Below are 17,709 nucleotides of genomic sequence, written 5' to 3'. Positions count from 1 at the left end.
GGTGACCAAACGGAAGCCCAGTGTTGTGCGTGCCGTGTGAGGCCCGCGAGGTGGGGCATGTGCGAGGATGCGGAGGATCATCCGCGTGTTCGGACCGAGAGAAGGGAACCCCCACGATGGTGGACAAGCCGGGTGCCGGTGAACCTGGCGCTACCAGCGGCATCGACCGTTCCATCGGTGAACTGGTCTCCGACGCCACTGACAACCTCTCGCGGCTGGTGCGCCTGGAGATCAAGCTCGCCAAGCTGGAGGCCAAGGCCGACGCCGTCAAGATCGGCAAGGGCCTCGGCGAGTTCCTCGCCGCGGGCGTGATCCTCCACCTCTTCATGATCCTGTTGTCGGTGACCATCGGGCTCGGGCTCTGGGAGATCTTCGACCTCCCGCTCTGGGGCGCGTTCGGTATCGTCACGCTGTTCTACCTGCTGATCGCCGCCGCCTTCATCCTGACCGCGCTGATCAACCTGCGCCGGCGCCAGGGCCTCGCCCGTACCGCCGTGACCACCACCCGGCTCGTGGAGATCCTGCGCGGTGGGCACCGTCCGCCCAAGGGCGAGACGTCCGTGGACCCGGCCAAGACGGAGCAGGCGCCCGTCTCCTCCGACTCCGTCTAGTCCCGCGCGCGGTGTTGGACGACTCGGCCGCCTACGTCGACGGCCCCTGGACGCACCGCGTCCTCAGCGCCGCGGGAACGCGGTTCCACGTGGCCGAGGCCGGTGAGGGGCCGCTCGTGCTGCTGTTGCACGGATTCCCCCAGTTCTGGTGGGCCTGGCGGTCCCAGATCATCGCCCTCGCCGCCGCCGGGTACCGCGCGGCCGCCGTCGACCTGCGCGGATACGGGGCCAGCGACAAGCCCCCGCGCGGCTATGACCTGGTCACACTCGCCCAGGACGCCGCCGGGCTCGTCCGTTCCCTCGGTGAGGGCGAGGCCGTCGTGGTCGGACACGGACTGGGGGGCGTCGTCGGCTGGACCATGACGGCCTACCACCCGCGCAGCGTCCGCGCCCTCGCGACCATGGCCGCTCCGCACCCGGCACGCGCGGCGCGGATGGTGGCCTCCGGAGGCCCGGGCGTGCGCCACCTGCTCAGGGCACAGGTGCCGATCCTGCCCGAGCACCGGCTCCTGGCCGACGGCTGCGTGCGCGTCGGCGACCTGATCCGCCAGTGGAGCGGCCCCGGATGGCCCGACGCCGAGGCCGAGGAGCGCTACCGCCGGGCCTTCGCGATCCCGAAGGTCTCCCACTGCTCCCTGGAGTACCACCGCTGGATCTTCCGGTCCCGCTGGCGTCCCGACGGGGCCCGCTACGCCGCCCGCATGCGCACCCCCGTCCGGGTGCCCGTTCTGCAGCTGCACGGCGCGCTCGACCAGGCCTGTCCCCCCGAGGCCGCACGCGTCGCACGCCGCCTGGTCGTCGGGCCGTACCGTTGGAGGCAGGTGGCGGGTGCGGGGCACTTCCCGCACGAGGAACGCCCCGAAGAGGTCTCCGGCGCGCTCGTGGAGTGGTTGGCGGACGTGGACGGGACCCGAAGCGGACACTGAGGAAAGGGCGATGGAGCGATGGCGACGGCATCGGTGACCGGAGGCGGCTCCGAGCAGGGCGAGGGCCGGGACCGCGACATGTCCGGGCGCGCGCAGAACCAGCGCCCCCGGGACCGGTACGGCCGACCGCTGCCGCACGGCAGCCAGGGTGAGGTCGAGCGGGTGCCGGACGACGCCGAATTCACCGCGGAGGAGGGTCTGGAAGAGGCCCAGCGGCTGCTCGACTCGGGATACGCTTTCACCGCCCACGAAGTCCTCGAGGCCGTGTGGAAGTCCTCCCCCGAACCCGAGCGGGAACTGTGGCGGGGACTCGCCCAGACGGCCGTGGGCCTCACCCACGCCCAGCGCGGCAACACGGTGGGCGCGGCGCGCCTGCTGCGGCGCGGTGCGGAGCGCGTGGAGGTGTTCGGGCCGACGGCGCCGCACGGCGTCGACGTGGCGGGCGTGGCGGCCTTCGTCCGCGCGCTGGCCGACGACCTGGACGCCGGGCGGGCCCGTCCCGGTGACGGGATCGACCCGTCGGGGATGCGGTTGCGCGGCGCGTAGTACGTCGTCGGGACCCGGGCCCGCGCTCGGGTGGCGCCCCTGGCGCCTCTGGGGCCTTTGGGGGCGCGGGGGCGTGCGCGACACCGGGAGCACCCTGAAGGCCGGAGGCCGGCCCGCGCGGGCCGGCCGTACTTGTACCCCGCTCATGCCGGGTGCGTGCTCTGATGCCGTCTGTTGTCGTCTGGGGCCAATAAGCACTTCTGTATCGAAATAAGGCCTTTAACGTTAACATCGTATTACGGCATTATGAGAAACAGAAACAAGCCGAATGCCATCGATAAAGCCATTTATCCGCTTCCCAAGATCACCAAGTGATCACATCTTTGATCTCTCTTGGGGAAATGCTGAATCGGCTCTCACCTTTATTTCGCACGGTGGTTAGAATCCCCGGACCACCGCCCGTGCGCGGAAAGCTCGGGCGGGGCGCTCCACAACCAAAGGTGGCACCGCTTCGACCCCGCCAAGCGTGCCGTCGGGCCAGCTCAGGCACCTTCCGGACGGCGGTACGTCCACGGCCGCACGCGGACCGGCGCCCACGGGGCGAGCCGTTCCGGACGTGTCCGTGGACGGGGCCGAAACGGTCGTGCCCGTCGCAAGGAGGACGGATTGTCTGGGCTCAACCTCGCCGCGGAAAGCGGCACGGCCCTAGCACTGGAAGGCAGCGACTTCACACTCGTCATCATCGTCATGGTGGTGGCGCTCCTGGCCCTCGCCGTCGCGGGGATGCTGGTACGTGAGGTCCTCGCCGCAGGGCAGGGCACAGAGCGAATGCGCAACATCGCGTTCGCGGTACAGGAAGGCGCGGCGGCCTACCTGAAACGACAGTTCCGCACCCTCGCGGTCTTCGTCGTCGTCATCCCGCTCCTGCTCCTTCTGCTCCCCGCGGACTCCATGGCCATCGCCATCGGCCGGTCGGTGTTCTTCGCCCTCGGCGCGGTGCTGTCGGCGGCGACCGGGTTCATCGGGATGTGGCTGGCCGTCCGCGGCAACGTCAGGGTCGCGGCCGCCGCGCGCGGCGGAGACTCCGCGGCGAGCCACACCGCGATGCGGATCGCCTTCCGCACCGGTGGTGTGGCGGGCATGATCACCGTGGGGCTCGGCCTGTTCGGAGCGGCCCTCGTCGTCATCCTCTACCGCGGCGACGCGCCCATCGTGCTGGAGGGCTTCGGCTTCGGCGCCGCACTGCTGGCCATGTTCATGCGTGTGGGCGGCGGCATCTTCACCAAGGCCGCCGACGTCGGCGCCGACCTGGTCGGCAAGGTCGAGCAGGGCATCCCCGAGGACGACCCCCGCAACGCCGCCACCATCGCCGACAACGTCGGTGACAACGTGGGCGACTGCGCGGGCATGGCGGCGGACCTCTTCGAGTCCTACGCGGTCGTGCTGGTGGCCTCCCTCATCCTGGGCCGCGTGGCCTTCGGCACCGAGGGCCTGGTGTTCCCGCTCCTGGTCCCGATGATCGGCATCATCACCGCCATGATCGGCATCTTCATCGTCGCGCCCCGCCCGCGGGACAAGAGCGCGATGACCGCGATCAACCGCGGCTTCTTCATCTCCGCGGCCATCTCCGCCGTGCTCGTCGTCGCCACCTCCTTCTGGTACCTGCCCGGCAGCTTCGAGGAGCTGTCCGGTGTCAGCCCGCAGGTGCTGGCGGAGATCGAGGCGGCCGGCAACGACCCCGACCCGCGCGTCATCGCGGTGGCCGCCGTCCTCATCGGCCTCGTGCTCGCCGCCGCGATCCAGCTGCTCACCGGGTACTTCACCGAGACCGACCGGCGCCCCGTGCGGGACATCGGCGAGAGTTCGGAGACCGGCGCGGCGACCGTCATCCTCTCCGGTATCTCCGTGGGACTGGAGTCGGCCGTCTACTCCGCCCTGCTCATCGCGGGAGCCGTCTACGCGGCCTTCCTGCTGGGCGGCGGATCGATCACCCTGAGCCTGTTCGCCGTCGCCCTCGCCGGCACGGGCCTGCTCACCACGGTCGGCATCATCGTGGCCATGGACACCTTCGGTCCGGTCTCGGACAACGCGCAGGGCATCGCCGAGATGTCGGGCGACGTCGAGGGCCCGGGCGCGGAGATCCTCACCAGTCTGGACGCGGTCGGCAACACCACCAAGGCGATCACCAAGGGCATCGCGATCGCCACGGCCGTGCTGGCGGCCACCGCGCTGTTCGGGGCGTTCCGCACGTCGGTGCAGGAGCAGCTCGGCGACGCGGAGGCCTTCTCCCTGTCCATCGACCAGCCGGACGTGCTGGTCGGCGTGATCATCGGCGCCAGCGTCGTGTTCTTCTTCTCCGGCCTGGCCATCATGGCCGTGGGCCGCGCGGCCGGCCGGGTCGTGCTGGAGGTGCGCAACCAGTTCCGGACGCGTCCGGGGATCATGGACGGCACGGAGAAGCCGGAGTACGCGCGGGTCGTCGACATCTGCACGAAGGACTCGCTGCGCGAGCTGGTCACGCCCGGACTCCTCGCCGTGCTCGCGCCGATCGCGGTCGGCTTCGCCCTGGGCTACGCGCCGCTCGGCGCGTTCCTCGGCGGTGCCATCGCCGCCGGCGTGCTCATGGCAGTGTTCCTGTCCAACTCCGGCGGTGCCTGGGACAACGCCAAGAAGCTGGTCGAGGACGGTCACCACGGCGGCAAGGGGTCGGCGGCCCACGAGGCCACGGTGATCGGTGACACGGTCGGCGACCCGTTCAAGGACACCGCCGGGCCGGCCATCAACCCCCTGCTGAAGGTGATGAACCTGGTCGCGCTCATCGTCGCGCCCAGCGTGGTGATCTACGCGGACAACGTGGTCCTGCGGCTGGGCGTGAGCGCGGTCGCCGTGGGTGTGCTCGTCGCGGCCGTCCTGTGGTCCAAGCGCCGTGGGGCGGGGACGGAGACCGAACTCGCCGAGATCGACCGCGAGGTCGAGCCCAAGGACGAGCCCGAGAACGGGGACGCCGACCAGGGCGCCTCTGGTCAGGAGTCGGCGGTGGCCGGCGAGGGCGCCGCGGACGGGGGGACCCAGGAGTCCGACCCCGATCACAAGGAGGAGGCCCGCGCCGGAGACGGCAAGGGCTGAGGCGCTTCGGCAGGAGGAGGCACCTTCCTAGGGGGACGCCTTTTCCTGAGGGAGACACCTTCCTGTAGGGGCGCTCCCTCGCGCGAGCGGCGGCCGTCCGGGTACGACCCGGGCGGCCGCCGCGTGCGTACGGGTGGAGGGAGGGGTCGGTCGGCGCGGATCCCGTTGCGGATCCTTGGCGAGAAGAGGTGAGAAACGGCCGGGAGGGGGCACTGTTCCGGGTGAGAAGGACGCGCCTAACCTTGAGTCGCGAACCGATGCGGACGTCGTCCGTGCGCATCACCACCGAGCGGCGAGAGGGAGGTGCCTGGTGACTGGACTGAAGGGCTTGATCGTCATCGTGGGAGTCATGGTGGGGTTCATCGGAGCACTGGCGATCGTCGCGACCGCCCTCGCGTCATGAAGCGGACACTGCTGCTCATGCGGCACGCCAAGGCCGACGTCGGCCACGGCGAAGAGGACTTCGACCGTCCGCTCAACGACAGGGGCCATCTCCAGGCGGCGTCCGTCGGTCGGCTGCTCGCCGAGGGCGGGTACGTGCCCGACCACGTGATCTGCTCGGGCGCCAGGCGCACCAGGCAGACGCTCCGGGGTGTGCTCCACGAGTTGCACCTGGAGACGGCTCCCGAGGTCGACTACACCGACGAGGCCTACTCCGCGGGGCCGGACGACCTCCTGGGCATGATCAACCGCGTCGACCCCGAAGCGGGGACCGTCCTGGTGGTGGGGCACAACCCGACGATCGCCCAGCTGGCGGCCGGCTTCCTGGGCGACGACACTCTGACGCGCTACGCGCCGGCCACGGTCGCCGCCATCGAGCTGGAGGTCGATTGGCTCTACGCGGCCCCGGGCACGGGGACCGGCAAGATCCTCGGCTAGTGTGACCCAGGCCACGCTTCAGACGGTTTGCGGAGGCGCCGGGCGGAGGGTAATGTTCTCCGAGTCGCCTCCGACCGGCCCAAGGCCGCGAGGGGTCGGCCATCCACCGAGCGAAACGAACACGGTTCACGTGGGCGTGCCGGTGACCCTCTCCGCGTGACAGACCTCTGACTCTCCTTCGATGTGCTCCGCATGTCGTGATGTGGGTCGAAGACTGTGAACAGGCCATCCGGTCCGAGCACTGATTCGGTTCCGGTAGGCTCAGGGAGCTGCTTCGAAAGCCGGGCCAATTCGCCGGGTCGGAAGAAGCGAAAACGGGCTTTACCCCGATCAATTGCTCCGAAACCGCCGATTTGGCGGGGCACGGAACACCTGATAAAGTAAAGACACAACGAAGCGTCCAAGCCGCTCACAGCGGTGGAAACGCAGACAAGACAGCCTTCCACGGAAGAGCGAACGGTCCGGAAACGGCACCGGGGCTTGTACGGGATGAGCGGTTGCTTCTTGAGAACTCAACAGCGCGTGTTTGAATTTCTTTAAGCCATGTTTGTTTTGGCCCCGTCACACTTCGGTGTGAAGGGTTCCTTTGATTGGCCATCGCAAGATGGTCGGTCAGGATTACTTCTAGGTTTACCCGCCCAGGTACCGTCCGCGGTGGCCGGGTTAGGGTTGTATGACCTTTATGGAGAGTTTGATCCTGGCTCAGGACGAACGCTGGCGGCGTGCTTAACACATGCAAGTCGAGCGGTAAGGCCCTTCGGGGTACACGAGCGGCGAACGGGTGAGTAACACGTGAGCAACCTGCCCCTGACTCTGGGATAAGCGGTGGAAACGCCGTCTAATACCGGATACGACCGGCCACCTCATGGTGGACGGTGGAAAGTTTTATCGGTCAGGGATGGGCTCGCGGCCTATCAGCTAGTTGGTGGGGTAAAGGCCTACCAAGGCGATTACGGGTAGCCGGCCTGAGAGGGCGACCGGCCACACTGGGACTGAGACACGGCCCAGACTCCTGCGGGAGGCAGCAGTGGGGAATATTGCGCAATGGGCGAAAGCCTGACGCAGCGACGCCGCGTGGGGGATGACGGCCTTCGGGTTGTAAACCTCTTTTACCACCAACGCAGGCTCCACGTTCTCGTGGGGTTGACGGTAGGTGGGGAATAAGGACCGGCTAACTACGTGCCAGCAGCCGCGGTAATACGTAGGGTCCGAGCGTTGTCCGGAATTATTGGGCGTAAAGAGCTCGTAGGCGGCGTGTCGCGTCTGCTGTGAAAGACCGGGGCTTAACTCCGGTTCTGCAGTGGATACGGGCATGCTAGAGGTAGGTAGGGGAGACTGGAATTCCTGGTGTAGCGGTGAAATGCGCAGATATCAGGAGGAACACCGGTGGCGAAGGCGGGTCTCTGGGCCTTACCTGACGCTGAGGAGCGAAAGCATGGGGAGCGAACAGGATTAGATACCCTGGTAGTCCATGCCGTAAACGTTGGGCGCTAGGTGTGGGGACTTTCCACGGTTTCCGCGCCGTAGCTAACGCATTAAGCGCCCCGCCTGGGGAGTACGGCCGCAAGGCTAAAACTCAAAGGAATTGACGGGGGCCCGCACAAGCGGCGGAGCATGTTGCTTAATTCGACGCAACGCGAAGAACCTTACCAAGGTTTGACATCACCCGTGGACCTGCAGAGATGTGGGGTCATTTAGTTGGTGGGTGACAGGTGGTGCATGGCTGTCGTCAGCTCGTGTCGTGAGATGTTGGGTTAAGTCCCGCAACGAGCGCAACCCTTATTCCATGTTGCCAGCACGTAATGGTGGGGACTCATGGGAGACTGCCGGGGTCAACTCGGAGGAAGGTGGGGACGACGTCAAGTCATCATGCCCCTTATGTCTTGGGCTGCAAACATGCTACAATGGCCGGTACAATGGGCGTGCGATACCGTAAGGTGGAGCGAATCCCTAAAAGCCGGTCTCAGTTCGGATTGGGGTCTGCAACTCGACCCCATGAAGGTGGAGTCGCTAGTAATCGCGGATCAGCAACGCCGCGGTGAATACGTTCCCGGGCCTTGTACACACCGCCCGTCACGTCATGAAAGTCGGCAACACCCGAAACTTGTGGCCTAACCCTTCGGGGAGGGAATGAGTGAAGGTGGGGCTGGCGATTGGGACGAAGTCGTAACAAGGTAGCCGTACCGGAAGGTGCGGCTGGATCACCTCCTTTCTAAGGAGTCTTTCAAAGGCCAACTCTTTCCTATGGTTGGCCGGACTCGAAAGTGGACCCGGCCGGTACAGGTTGTCTGTGCTGGTGTCGGGAGTGGCTTGAAGGAATCGAACTTTGCCCCTGGTGACTAGAAGCGCCAGGGGGCGCGCTGTTGGGTGTCTGAGGAAGCAACCCTGGGCTGCTTGCTCCCCACGTGTGGGGGGTTGGTGGCCGGTGTTGTTTCCCGCGGACCGCCCTGAGGAACTCTCCTTGTGTGGAGTGGTATGAGGGTGTGCGGTTGGTGTTTTGATTTGTGAATAGTGTGCGCGAGCATCTTATTATCTGTAGTGGCCAAGTGATAGTGGCACACGGTGGATGCCTTGGCATCAGGCGCCGATGAAGGACGTGGGAGGCCGCGATAGGCCACGGGGAGCTGTCAACCGAGCTTTGATCCGTGGGTGTCCGAATGGGGAAACCTAGCCCGAGTTGTGTCGGGTTGCCGCCACCTGAATGTATAGGGTGGTTGGTGGTGACGCGGGGAAGTGAAACATCTCAGTACCCGTAGGAAGAGTAAACAAAAGTGATTCCCCTAGTAGTGGTGAGCGAACGGGGAAGAGGCTAAACCGTATGCGTGTGATAGACGGCAGTCGTTGCGTGTGCGGGGTTGTGGGGCGCATCTTTTCGGGTCTGTCGGCCCGGAGCGCTGATGCTGGTGATAGTTGAATCCGTTGGGAAGCGGAACCGTAGTGGGTGAGAGTCCCGTAGACGAAGTTGCCGGCTAGGTGTTGGTGTGTTCCCGAGTAGCGCGGAGCCCGTGAAATTCCGTGTGAATCTGGCAGGACCACCTGCTAAGCCAAAATACGTCCTGATGACCGATAGTGCACTAGTACCGTGAGGGAAAGGTGAAAAGTGCCCCGGTGAGGGGTCGTGAAATAGTACCTGAAACCGTGTGCTGTCAAGCCGTCAGAGCTGAAGCTTGTCTTTGGTGATGGCGTGCCTTTTGAAGAATGAGCCTGCGAGTCATGGTGTGTGGCGAGGTTAACCCGTGTGGGGTAGCCGTAGGGAAACCGAGTCTGAATAGGGCGTTTGAGTCGCATGCTGTGGACCCGAAGCGGAGTGATCTACCCATGTCCAGGGTGAAGCGGGGGTAAGACCTCGTGGAGGCCCGAACCCACCAGGGTTGAAAACCTGGGGGATGAGGTGTGGGTAGGGGTGAAAGGCCAATCAAACTCCGTGATAGCTGGTTCTCCCCGAAATGCATTTAGGTGCAGCGTCACGTGTTTCTTGCTGGAGGTAGAGCTACTGTTTGGCTGATGGGCCCTACAAGGTTACTGACGTCAGACAAACTCCGAATGCCGGTTAAGTTAGAGCGTGGCAGTGAGACTGCGGGGGATAAGCTTCGTAGTCGAGAGGGAAACAGCCCAGATCATCAGCTAAGGCCCCTAAGCGTGTGCTAAGTGGGAAAGGTTGTGGAGTTGCCCAGACAACCAGGAGGTTGGCTTAGAAGCAGCCATCCTTTAAAGAGTGCGTAATAGCTCACTGGTCAAGTGGTTCTGCGCCGATAATGTAGCGGGGCTTAAGTACACCGCCGAAGCTGTGAAGCTCAAGACTTGTTCTTGGGTTGGTAGGGGAGCGTCGTGCATCCGGAGAAGCTGCCGAGTGATCGTGTGGTGGAGGGTGTGCGAGTGAGAATGCAGGCATGAGTAGCGAAAGCAACGTGAGAAACGTTGCCGCCGATTGACTAAGGGTTCCTGGGGCAGGTTAATCCGCCCAGGGTGAGTCTGGACCTAAGGCGAGGCCGACAGGCGTAGTCGATGGATAACGGGTTGATATTCCCGTACCCGTGCACGAGCGCCCAGTACCGAGGCGACGGATGCTAACCACGCCGGCTCCTTCTGAGACCTTCGGGTCGAGGTTGTGGCTGGTCTGGGAACCGATGTTGTAGTAGGTAAGTGATGGGGTGACGCAGGAGGGTAGCTCTACCCGGCGGTGGTTGTCCGGGGGTAAGCGTGTAGGCCGGTGTGTTGGCAAATCCGCACACCGTGAGGCTGAGACGTGATGCCGAGCCGTTTTCGGTGAAGTGAGTGATCCCATGCTGTCGAGAAAAGCCTCTAGCGAGTTCGTGTGTGGCCAGTACCCTAAACCGACGCAGGTGGTCAGGTAGAGAATACCGAGGCGTTCGGGTGAACCATGGTTAAGGAACTCGGCAAATTGTCCCCGTAACTTTGGGAGAAGGGGAGCCCTGTCTGGTGATGGTCTTTACGGCCTGAGCTGGGTGGGGTCGCAGATAGCGGGGGGAAGCGACTGTTTATTAAAAACACAGGTCCGTGCGAAGTCGTAAGACGCTGTATACGGACTGACGCCTGCCCGGTGCTGGAACGTTAAGAGGACTGGTTAGTGGGTTTCGGCCTGCGAAGCTGGGAATCTAAGCGCCAGTAAACGGCGGTGGTAACTATAACCATCCTAAGGTAGCGAAATTCCTTGTCGGGTAAGTTCCGACCTGCACGAATGGCGTAACGACTTCCCCACTGTCTCAACCATGGGCCCGGTGAAATTGCACTACGAGTAAAGATGCTCGTTTCGCGCAGCAGGACGGAAAGACCCCGGGACCTTCACTATAGCTTGACATTGGTGTTTGGGATGGTTTGTGTAGGATAGGTGGGAGCCTGTGAAGTCGTCACGCTAGTGGCGGTGGAGGCGTTGGTGAAATACCACTCTGACTGTTTCGGGCATCTAACTTTGGACCGTGATCCGGTTCGGGGACAGTGTCTGGTGGGTAGTTTAACTGGGGCGGTTGCCTCCCAAAGAGTAACGGAGGCGCCCAAAGGTTCCCTCAGCCTGGTTGGTAATCAGGTGTTGAGTGTAAGTGCACAAGGGAGCTTGACTGTGAGACGGACGTGTCGAGCAGGAGCGAAAGCTGGGACTAGTGATCCGGCACCGGCGTGTGGAAGCGGTGTCGCTCAACGGCTAAAAGGTACCCCGGGGATAACAGGCTGATCTTCCCCAAGAGTCCATATCGACGGGATGGTTTGGCACCTCGATGTCGGCTCGTCGCATCCTGGGGCTGGAGTTGGTCCCAAGGGTTGGGCTGTTCGCCCATTAAAGCGGCACGCGAGCTGGGTTTAGAACGTCGTGAGACAGTTCGGTCCCTATCCGCTGTGCGCGTTGGAGACTTGAGAAGGGCTGTCCCTAGTACGAGAGGACCGGGACGGACGAACCTCTGGTGTGCCAGTTGTCCTGCCAAGGGCATGGCTGGTTTGCTACGTTCGGGAGGGATAACCGCTGAAAGCATCTAAGCGGGAAGCTTGCTTCGAGATGAGGTCTCCTGCCTCCTTTGAGAGGGTAAGGCTCCCTGTAGACGACGGGGTTGATAGGCCGGGTGTGGAAGCCCTGTGAGGGGTGGAGCTGACCGGTACTAATAGGCCGAGGGCTTGTCCGCTGCAGATAATTGGGTGCTCGCGCATATTTTTCACATTTCCTACGGTTTTCCCGTTGTGGATCTGGTTCCCCTTTTGTGGGGTTGAGCTGGGTTTGTGGTGGGTGTTTGGTTTCCGTGGTGGTTATGGTGGGAGGGTCACACCCGGTCTCATTCCGAACCCGGTCGTTAAGTCTCCTTGCGCTGATGGTACTGCCCTGTGGTGGGGTGGGAGAGTAGGTTGCTGCCACGGTTTTTTTTGGGGGAGGGGTCGCCTTGTGGGGCGGCTTCTCCCCTTTTTTTTGTGCCCAAGTTTGTGCGTTTGTGAATTGTGGGGTCCCCCCGGTGTCTATGAGAGCGTGGTCGGGGCCGGCCTGCCAGAGGTGATCTGCTCCCTGTGGACAACGTCAGGAGCCGAGCGTGTGGGAGCCGCCGGCCGCGGCCTGTCGTTCGGCCCCCGGAGAGTTCACCGTCTACGGCTGGAGTACCCATCACCGACGTGCGAGGAGACCACGATGCCGCCCGTGCGATCGCCGCGGCGGCCCTGCGACGGGATCCCGGTCCCATGGCCGTCGTCGAGAGCAGTTCCCATCACGTCTACGTCGGCTCGGACGCCGTCGTGAAGCTCATCGGCGCCGCCGGTCACTCGCGACTGGACCGGGAGATCGCCTTGGCGGGCGACCTGCCCGCCGGCCTCACGGCCCCGCTGCTGTCAGCCGGGTTCCACCGGTCGGGGACGCGTGACCTCCGCTACGCCTGCTACGCCCGCGTGCCGGGGGCCGCCCCGGGTATGGGCTTGCCCGGAGCCGACGGCGTGATGGCGCGCTCCCTGGCGCGGGCGGCGGTCGGCCGGCTCCGTCGACTGCACGCGTGGATACCCTCGGACGCCGCCGAACAGGTGCTGAGGCGCCCACTGGACCACGGCGGCTTCACGAGCCGGTGCGCGCTCCGCGCCCAGGTCGAGGAACTGGCCGCCCTGGACCGGAGCGGAACCGTTCCCCGTCGTCTGCTCGATGGACTGGGGGCGATCGCCGAACGTGCGCCGCTGTACGCGCAGGCGCGCGTCCCGGTTCACGCCGACTGCCACTGGGACAACTGGCTCGTGCGGGATCGGAGCGTGACGGCCCTGCTGGACTTCGAGTGGGCCCGCTACGGCGAACCCGCCGACGACTGGTTCTTCCTGGCCCGGTTCAGCGGTCCCCACACGGAGGCCGTGCTCGACGTCATCGCGCGGATGACGGGGAGCGCGCCGGAGACCCTGCGGGCCCAGTGCGAGGTTCGCGAAGCGGCCCACCTGGCCGCGGACCTTCGCATCGCGCTCGGAGATCCCGACGCGCACGCGCGGATGGCCGCGGACAGGCTCCGCGCGCTCGACGAGCTCATCGTCGGTCGCTACTGGTGGCGCCACACCCGGTGACGCAGGCGGAGCCGACCCGCGATCAGTTCTCGGTGTCGGCGGCGTGGAGGTCGGCCGCCTCGATCTCCTCGCGGGTGATGCCGAGGATGAAGGCGATGGTGTCCAGGTAGGGCACGTTCACCGAGGTGTCGGCCTGCTCCCGCACGACCGGTTTGGCGTTGAACGCGACACCGAGCCCCGCGGTCTGGAGCATGTCGAGGTCGTTGGCGCCGTCGCCGATGGCCACGGTCTGGGACAGGGGGACCCCTGCCTGCTCCGCGAATCGTTCGAGGGTCGTGGCCTTGCCCTTGCGGTCGATGATCGGGCCGATCAGACCGCCGGTCAGCTTGCCGTCGACGATCTCCAGCGTGTTGGCGGCGGAGTAGTCCAGCCCCAACCGCTCCACGAGCACGTCGGTGATCTGCGTGAATCCGCCGCTCACGATGCCGCACTCGTAGCCCAGCCGCTTGAGCGTGCGCACCAGGGTGCGGGCGCCCGGGGTCAGCTGGATCTCCTCGCGCACACGATCGATCGCCGAGGCGTCCAGGCCGTTGAGCAGCGCGACGCGTGCCCTCAGGGACTCCTCGAAGTCGAGTTCGCCGCGCATGGCCTCCTCGGTCACCTTCGCGACCTCGGCCTCGCAGCCCGCGTGGGCGGCCAGGAGCTCGATGACCTCGCCCTGGATGAGCGTGGAGTCGACGTCCATGACGATCAGGTGCTTGCCGCGCCGGTGCAGACCGCTGGGCTGGACGGCCACGTCCACGGACTGCGTGGAGGCCTCCATCGCCAGTTCGGCACGGAGCTGGGCGGCGTCGCCGGCCGAGCCGCCGCCGGAGATCTCCATCTCGACGGAGGTCACCGGGTAGCTGGACAGGCGCTCGATCCGGTCGATGTTCGCGCCGGCGCGCGCCACACAGGAGGTGAGGGCGCCCAGGGCGCCGGGGCGCAGGGGGTCGGCGAGCACGGTGACGTGCAGGCGGCCGGCGCCGGACTCGCTCACCCGGCCGTTGCCCCGCCCGTACTCGACCTCCATGTCGAGGTCGATGGCGATCTTGTCGAGCGCGTTGCGGACCTCGTCGAAGACCCGGTGACGGCTCACGCCGGGAGCGACCCGTTCGTCGACGTCGATCACGGTGCCCAGGACCAGCCGACCGGCGAGGACGACCTGTTCCAGGTCGACGATGGTCACCGGGAAGACGGAGAGCGTGTTCAGGAGGCGCGCGCTGATGCCAGGACGGTCGCGGCCCGTCACGGTCACCAACAGCGTGGAGTCATCATTCATGGCGCCACCCACGGTACTCGGACCCCGTCGGGGCCCGTCATGCAGGGCCGCCCGTTTTCCCAGGTAGTTCACTATGTGGACAGCCTGCTGTGCGATTCAGGTCACCGAACGGCCGCGTGGCCGTGTCACTTGTCGCGCTTGTTCCCCTTCTTGCGGCGCGGACCCTTGGCCTTGATGTCGATCCCGCCGAGCATGCACGTGCCCGTCAGCCGCACGACCGGCGCGTTCGGGTCCGTGAGCTGGTCCGTTCCGTGCACGTCGGCTCCGCCGAGAATCGCCGACGTGTTGTTGATCACCCGCACGCCGTGCGGCACGATGATGTTCACGCCGCCGAGGATGACGGCCATCTGGATGGTGACCTCGCGGGTGCTCAGGACCGCCTCGCGCAGGTCCAGTTCGACGCCGCCGCACAGCACGGACACGTTCGTGCGCGGCTCGACCAGCCAGCGCCCCTTGCGCTCGGCTCCGCCGAAGACGGCGACCAGGTTCTCCGACCCCTTGCTCTGGCCGGCGAGGTCGCGGGCCTCGCTGCCGAGGATCTGCATGCCGCTGGGGGCCTCCGACATCCGCTCCATCGCCGCGTAGTCGAACCCGCCCGTCGGCAGGTCGGCGACCAGGGGCGACAGCTCGCCGATGGTCTTGGCCTTGTACAGGCCGTCCAGTCGCTCCTCATGCTCCACCGGCGACAGACGGCCTTCCGCCAAGGCCTCCCGCAGGCGCTCGGCCACCTTGTCCCGGTCCGCGTCGGAGGCTCGGATGTGCTCGGGCTGCATGATGACGGGTCTCCTCGTTCCATCCGGGCGGCCGTGGTTCCGACCTGCCACTCTTCCAGTATCGGCTCGTCGGAGGCCGAAGGGATCAGGTATCAACCCTGGAACGACCCCGAGACCGGATTCCTTTCGACCCGGAAGGGCCCTCCTCTCGACCCGGGGACGCCCTCGCCGGTGGGCGGGCGGCCCCGGCTCCGTCGTGTATCGGCGTGCGGGCCGGAGGCCGGGACCGTCACGGTGGGGCGTCCCGGAGGCCGTTCCGGGTGCTGACCGCAGATCGGCGCGGCCGTCGGCACCATGGAGCCGGCCGTGGCCGCCGTCCTAGCGTGTCCGTATGATCCCGCCTTCGCCCGCCCGCCGCCGGGCGCACCTGCTCCTCTGCCTCCTGGCCGCCCTCGGGCTGTCCTTCGCGCACGCGGTCCCCGCCTCCGCCGCCACGGCGAGCACTCCGGCCCCCGCGGTCGTCGACGCCGTGGTCGAGGAGTACCGGGAGGCCACCGGTCTGCCCGGCGCGGCGGTGGTGCTGACCCACGGATCCGAGGTCGTGCACGCCCGGGGGTACGGGACGACCCCCGCGGGGGATCCCGTCACCGAGCACACGCCCATGGCCGTGGCCTCCCTCAGCAAGTCGATCACCGCGCTCGCGGTCCTCCAGCTGGCCGAGGACGGGGAACTCGACCTGGACGACGCTGTACGGGAACACCTGCCCGAGTTCACGATGGCCGACTCCCGTGCGGACCGGATCACCGTGCGCCAGTTGCTCGACCAGACCTCCGGCATGTCCGACACCGAGTTCGCCTCCTACAGCCGGGGCCGGAGCACCCTGACCCTGCGCCAGGCCGTGGCGGACCTGCGCAGCGCCCGCCTGGCCGCGGAGCCCGGGACGCGGTGGGAGTACCACAACCCCAACGCCCAGGTCGCCGCCCGCCTGGTCGAGGTGGTCGGCGGCCGGTCCTTCGCCGACCACCTGCGCGCGCGGGTCTTCTCCCCGCTGGGCATGGACGACAGCACCACCATCGACACGGACCTGGACCTGCCGCCCAGTGCGCACGGCCACGTCCGCGTGCTCGGGCACGCGTTCCCGGCCGACGAGCCGCCCGGGTTCGGCAACGGCTCGGGCGGGGTGATCAGCACCGCCGCCGACCTGGGCGCGTGGCTGGTCGCGCACGACAACGGCGGGCGGGGGCCCGACGGCACCCGCGTCCTGTCCGAGGAGGGCGTGCGCGCGCTGCACACCCCCTCCGAGGTCTCCGGCTCCTACGCCCTGGGCTGGTCGCTGGGGGAGACCGCCTCCGGAGCGCCGGTCGTCGAGCACGGAGGGGACCTGCTCACCGCCACGGCGCACCAGGCGCTGCTGCCCGACAGCGGGCACGGGGTGGCGGTCCTGGCCAACACCGGCTCCGCGGGTGGCGCCTACTCCCTGGCCGCGGCGCTCGTGGAACTGATCGACTCCGGTAGCGCGCCTTCCCCGCCGACGGGGACCGCGCCACTGGCCGTGGACGCCGTCCTGCTCGCCCTGGGGGCCGCCGCCGTGCCGCTCGCCTGGCGCGGTGTGCGGCGTGCGCGCGGCTGGGCCCTGGCGCGCGCGGGCCGCCCGTGGTGGGACGTGTCGGCCCGCCTGCTGCCCTACGCCGTGCCGTCGCTGCTCATGGCGGGCCTGCACGAGGTCGTCGGGTGGCTGTTCCGGGGCCGGGACGTGGCCTGGTTCCAGGTGCCCTATCTCTTCACGTCGTTCTGGATCGCGCTCCTGGCGGTGGCCCTGGCCTGTGTGGCGGTCGGTGCGGCCCGCCTGGTCCACCTCGTGGCCGGGCGCCGGAGGAGCCGCCCCGCTCGGTCGGCTACCTGACCGTGCCGTGCGGCGCGATGGCGGTGTGGGCGGCCACCTGGGCGCGCCGCACGGCCATGTCCAGCTCGCGCAGGGCCTTCGCGCGCTCCGCGGCCTGTCGCGCCGTGAGCCCGCGGCCCGAGTTCGGCTCGGCCAGCTCCACCACCCGGGCCAGCCGGGTCGCCAGGGCGGCCACCCGGTGGGCGCGCGGGGGGTATCCGGCGGCCAGGGGCGGCGCCTCGCGCTCGCCGAGCGCGCCCAGGCGGTCGTGCACGCCGGGCGTGAACCCGGCGATGTCGTCCACGCCCTCCAGTGTCCGGGTCACGTCGAGGAGGGTCAGTTTGAGGTGTTGCTCGGCCTCGGCGAGATCGGGGACCTGCGGAAGCGCGTCGTTCGCCGGATACGGCGTCCAGGAGACGCCGACGTAGGATGAGCCACGCCGGTCGATGGTGGGCACCAGGCCCACCTGTCGGTCGGCGAGCCGCACCAGGACCCCCTCCTGGGCGTGCAGGGCCGCCTGGTTCAGTTCCTTCGGGCCCACCAGCCCGAGGGGGTCGCCCTGGGCGGGCAGCGCGAGTCGGAACACGGACAGCCCCATCCCGCCGAGCCGGACCAGGGCCGTTCGCAGCGGTACGCCGCTGTCGAAGGGCAGGTCCTGTGCGGGTACTGTCCCGATCAGGTTGGGGCCGCTGCGGCGCTCGACGGCGTCGACGGCCTCGTCCAGTCCGACGTGGCCGGACAGCCAGGCGTTGCCCCAGGCGACGAGCGGTGCGGACGTGTGATGCATTGCTACAGGGTAGGG

At 66.9% G+C, this 17,709-nt stretch carries 10 protein-coding genes and 3 rRNA genes; 10 read left to right on the top strand and 3 right to left on the bottom strand.

Annotation, left to right across the window (positions count from 1 at the left end; all coding sequences use genetic code 11):
- Window positions 1–116 precede the first annotated feature (116 nt).
- The 9 genes from DFP74_RS10115 (at window position 117) to DFP74_RS10080 (ending at window position 13,051) form a co-directional block, all read left to right on the top strand.
- On the top strand, window positions 117–611 hold the full coding sequence (locus DFP74_RS10115; protein WP_121181462.1) for a phage holin family protein: 495 nt from the start codon (window positions 117–119) through the stop codon (window positions 609–611).
- Window positions 612–622: 11 nt separating this feature from the next.
- Entirely contained in the window at window positions 623–1,537 is a 915-nt protein-coding gene (locus tag DFP74_RS34275; protein WP_233570900.1) for an alpha/beta fold hydrolase, read from the top strand.
- Between the two features lie 18 nt (window positions 1,538–1,555).
- Window positions 1,556–2,083 carry a DUF309 domain-containing protein gene (locus DFP74_RS34270; RefSeq protein WP_233570899.1) on the top strand — a complete coding sequence of 176 codons (528 nt, stop codon included), beginning with the start codon at window positions 1,556–1,558 and terminating at the stop codon, window positions 2,081–2,083.
- 606 nt (window positions 2,084–2,689) lie between these two features.
- The gene (locus tag DFP74_RS10105) at window positions 2,690–5,149 is read left to right on the top strand and encodes a sodium-translocating pyrophosphatase (protein ID WP_121181461.1); all 2,460 of its coding nucleotides are present in this window, start codon (window positions 2,690–2,692) and stop codon (window positions 5,147–5,149) included.
- A 399-nt stretch (window positions 5,150–5,548) separates the two neighbouring features.
- On the top strand, window positions 5,549–6,028 hold the full coding sequence (locus DFP74_RS10100) for a histidine phosphatase family protein (protein ID WP_121181460.1): 480 nt from the start codon (window positions 5,549–5,551) through the stop codon (window positions 6,026–6,028).
- A gap of 679 nt (window positions 6,029–6,707) precedes the next feature.
- Window positions 6,708–8,240, top strand: a 16S ribosomal RNA gene (locus DFP74_RS10095).
- A 327-nt stretch (window positions 8,241–8,567) separates the two neighbouring features.
- Window positions 8,568–11,659 (top strand): 23S ribosomal RNA (locus DFP74_RS10090).
- Window positions 11,660–11,771: 112 nt separating this feature from the next.
- Window positions 11,772–11,887, top strand: a 5S ribosomal RNA gene (gene rrf, locus DFP74_RS10085).
- The 16S, 23S and 5S rRNA genes sit together here, the layout of an rRNA operon.
- Before the next feature lie 246 nt (window positions 11,888–12,133).
- The gene (locus tag DFP74_RS10080; protein ID WP_147453849.1) at window positions 12,134–13,051 is read left to right on the top strand and encodes a phosphotransferase family protein; all 918 of its coding nucleotides are present in this window, start codon (window positions 12,134–12,136) and stop codon (window positions 13,049–13,051) included.
- Window positions 13,052–13,073: 22 nt separating this feature from the next.
- On the opposite strand, the gene serB is transcribed toward DFP74_RS10080, so the two are convergent.
- Window positions 13,074–14,312: a phosphoserine phosphatase SerB gene (serB, locus tag DFP74_RS10075; protein WP_121181458.1), complete on the bottom strand. Its 1,239-nt coding sequence runs from the start codon at window positions 14,310–14,312 to the stop codon at window positions 13,074–13,076.
- A 125-nt stretch (window positions 14,313–14,437) separates the two neighbouring features.
- Window positions 14,438–15,085, bottom strand: coding sequence for a DUF1707 domain-containing protein (locus DFP74_RS10070; protein WP_121181457.1), 648 nt, complete (start codon window positions 15,083–15,085; stop codon window positions 14,438–14,440).
- Window positions 15,086–15,416: 331 nt separating this feature from the next.
- Here DFP74_RS10070 and DFP74_RS10065 point away from each other — a divergent pair, with 331 nt between their 5' ends.
- Window positions 15,417–16,928 carry a serine hydrolase gene (locus DFP74_RS10065; protein WP_121181456.1) on the top strand — a complete coding sequence of 504 codons (1,512 nt, stop codon included), beginning with the start codon at window positions 15,417–15,419 and terminating at the stop codon, window positions 16,926–16,928.
- Here DFP74_RS10065 and DFP74_RS10060 read toward each other — a convergent pair.
- Window positions 16,921–17,694, bottom strand: a complete 774-nt coding sequence (locus tag DFP74_RS10060; RefSeq protein WP_121181455.1) for a hypothetical protein — start codon at window positions 17,692–17,694, stop codon at window positions 16,921–16,923. The two genes, DFP74_RS10065 and DFP74_RS10060, sit on opposite strands and share 8 nt — an antisense overlap.
- Window positions 17,695–17,709 lie beyond the last annotated feature (15 nt).

The organism is Nocardiopsis sp. Huas11 (assembly GCF_003634495.1).
Taxonomy (GTDB): domain Bacteria; phylum Actinomycetota; class Actinomycetes; order Streptosporangiales; family Streptosporangiaceae; genus Nocardiopsis.
Note: the sequence above shows the minus strand (reverse complement) of the source record. Positions and strands in the feature narration are given on the sequence as shown.

What these genes read in the sequence shown, in the direction of transcription:
- DFP74_RS10115 (WP_121181462.1), top strand. Translation starts at nt 117, where the DNA reads ATGGTGGACAAGCCGGGTGCCGGTGAACCTGGCGCTACCAGCGGCATC.
- DFP74_RS34270 (WP_233570899.1), top strand. Translation starts at nt 1,556, where the DNA reads ATGGCGACGGCATCGGTGACCGGAGGCGGCTCCGAGCAGGGCGAGGGC.
- DFP74_RS10100 (WP_121181460.1), top strand. Translation starts at nt 5,549, where the DNA reads ATGAAGCGGACACTGCTGCTCATGCGGCACGCCAAGGCCGACGTCGGC.
- serB (WP_121181458.1), bottom strand. Translation starts at nt 14,312, where the DNA reads ATGAATGATGACTCCACGCTGTTGGTGACCGTGACGGGCCGCGACCGT.
- DFP74_RS10070 (WP_121181457.1), bottom strand. Translation starts at nt 15,085, where the DNA reads ATGCAGCCCGAGCACATCCGAGCCTCCGACGCGGACCGGGACAAGGTG.
- DFP74_RS10065 (WP_121181456.1), top strand. Translation starts at nt 15,417, where the DNA reads ATGATCCCGCCTTCGCCCGCCCGCCGCCGGGCGCACCTGCTCCTCTGC.
- DFP74_RS10060 (WP_121181455.1), bottom strand. Translation starts at nt 17,694, where the DNA reads ATGCATCACACGTCCGCACCGCTCGTCGCCTGGGGCAACGCCTGGCTG.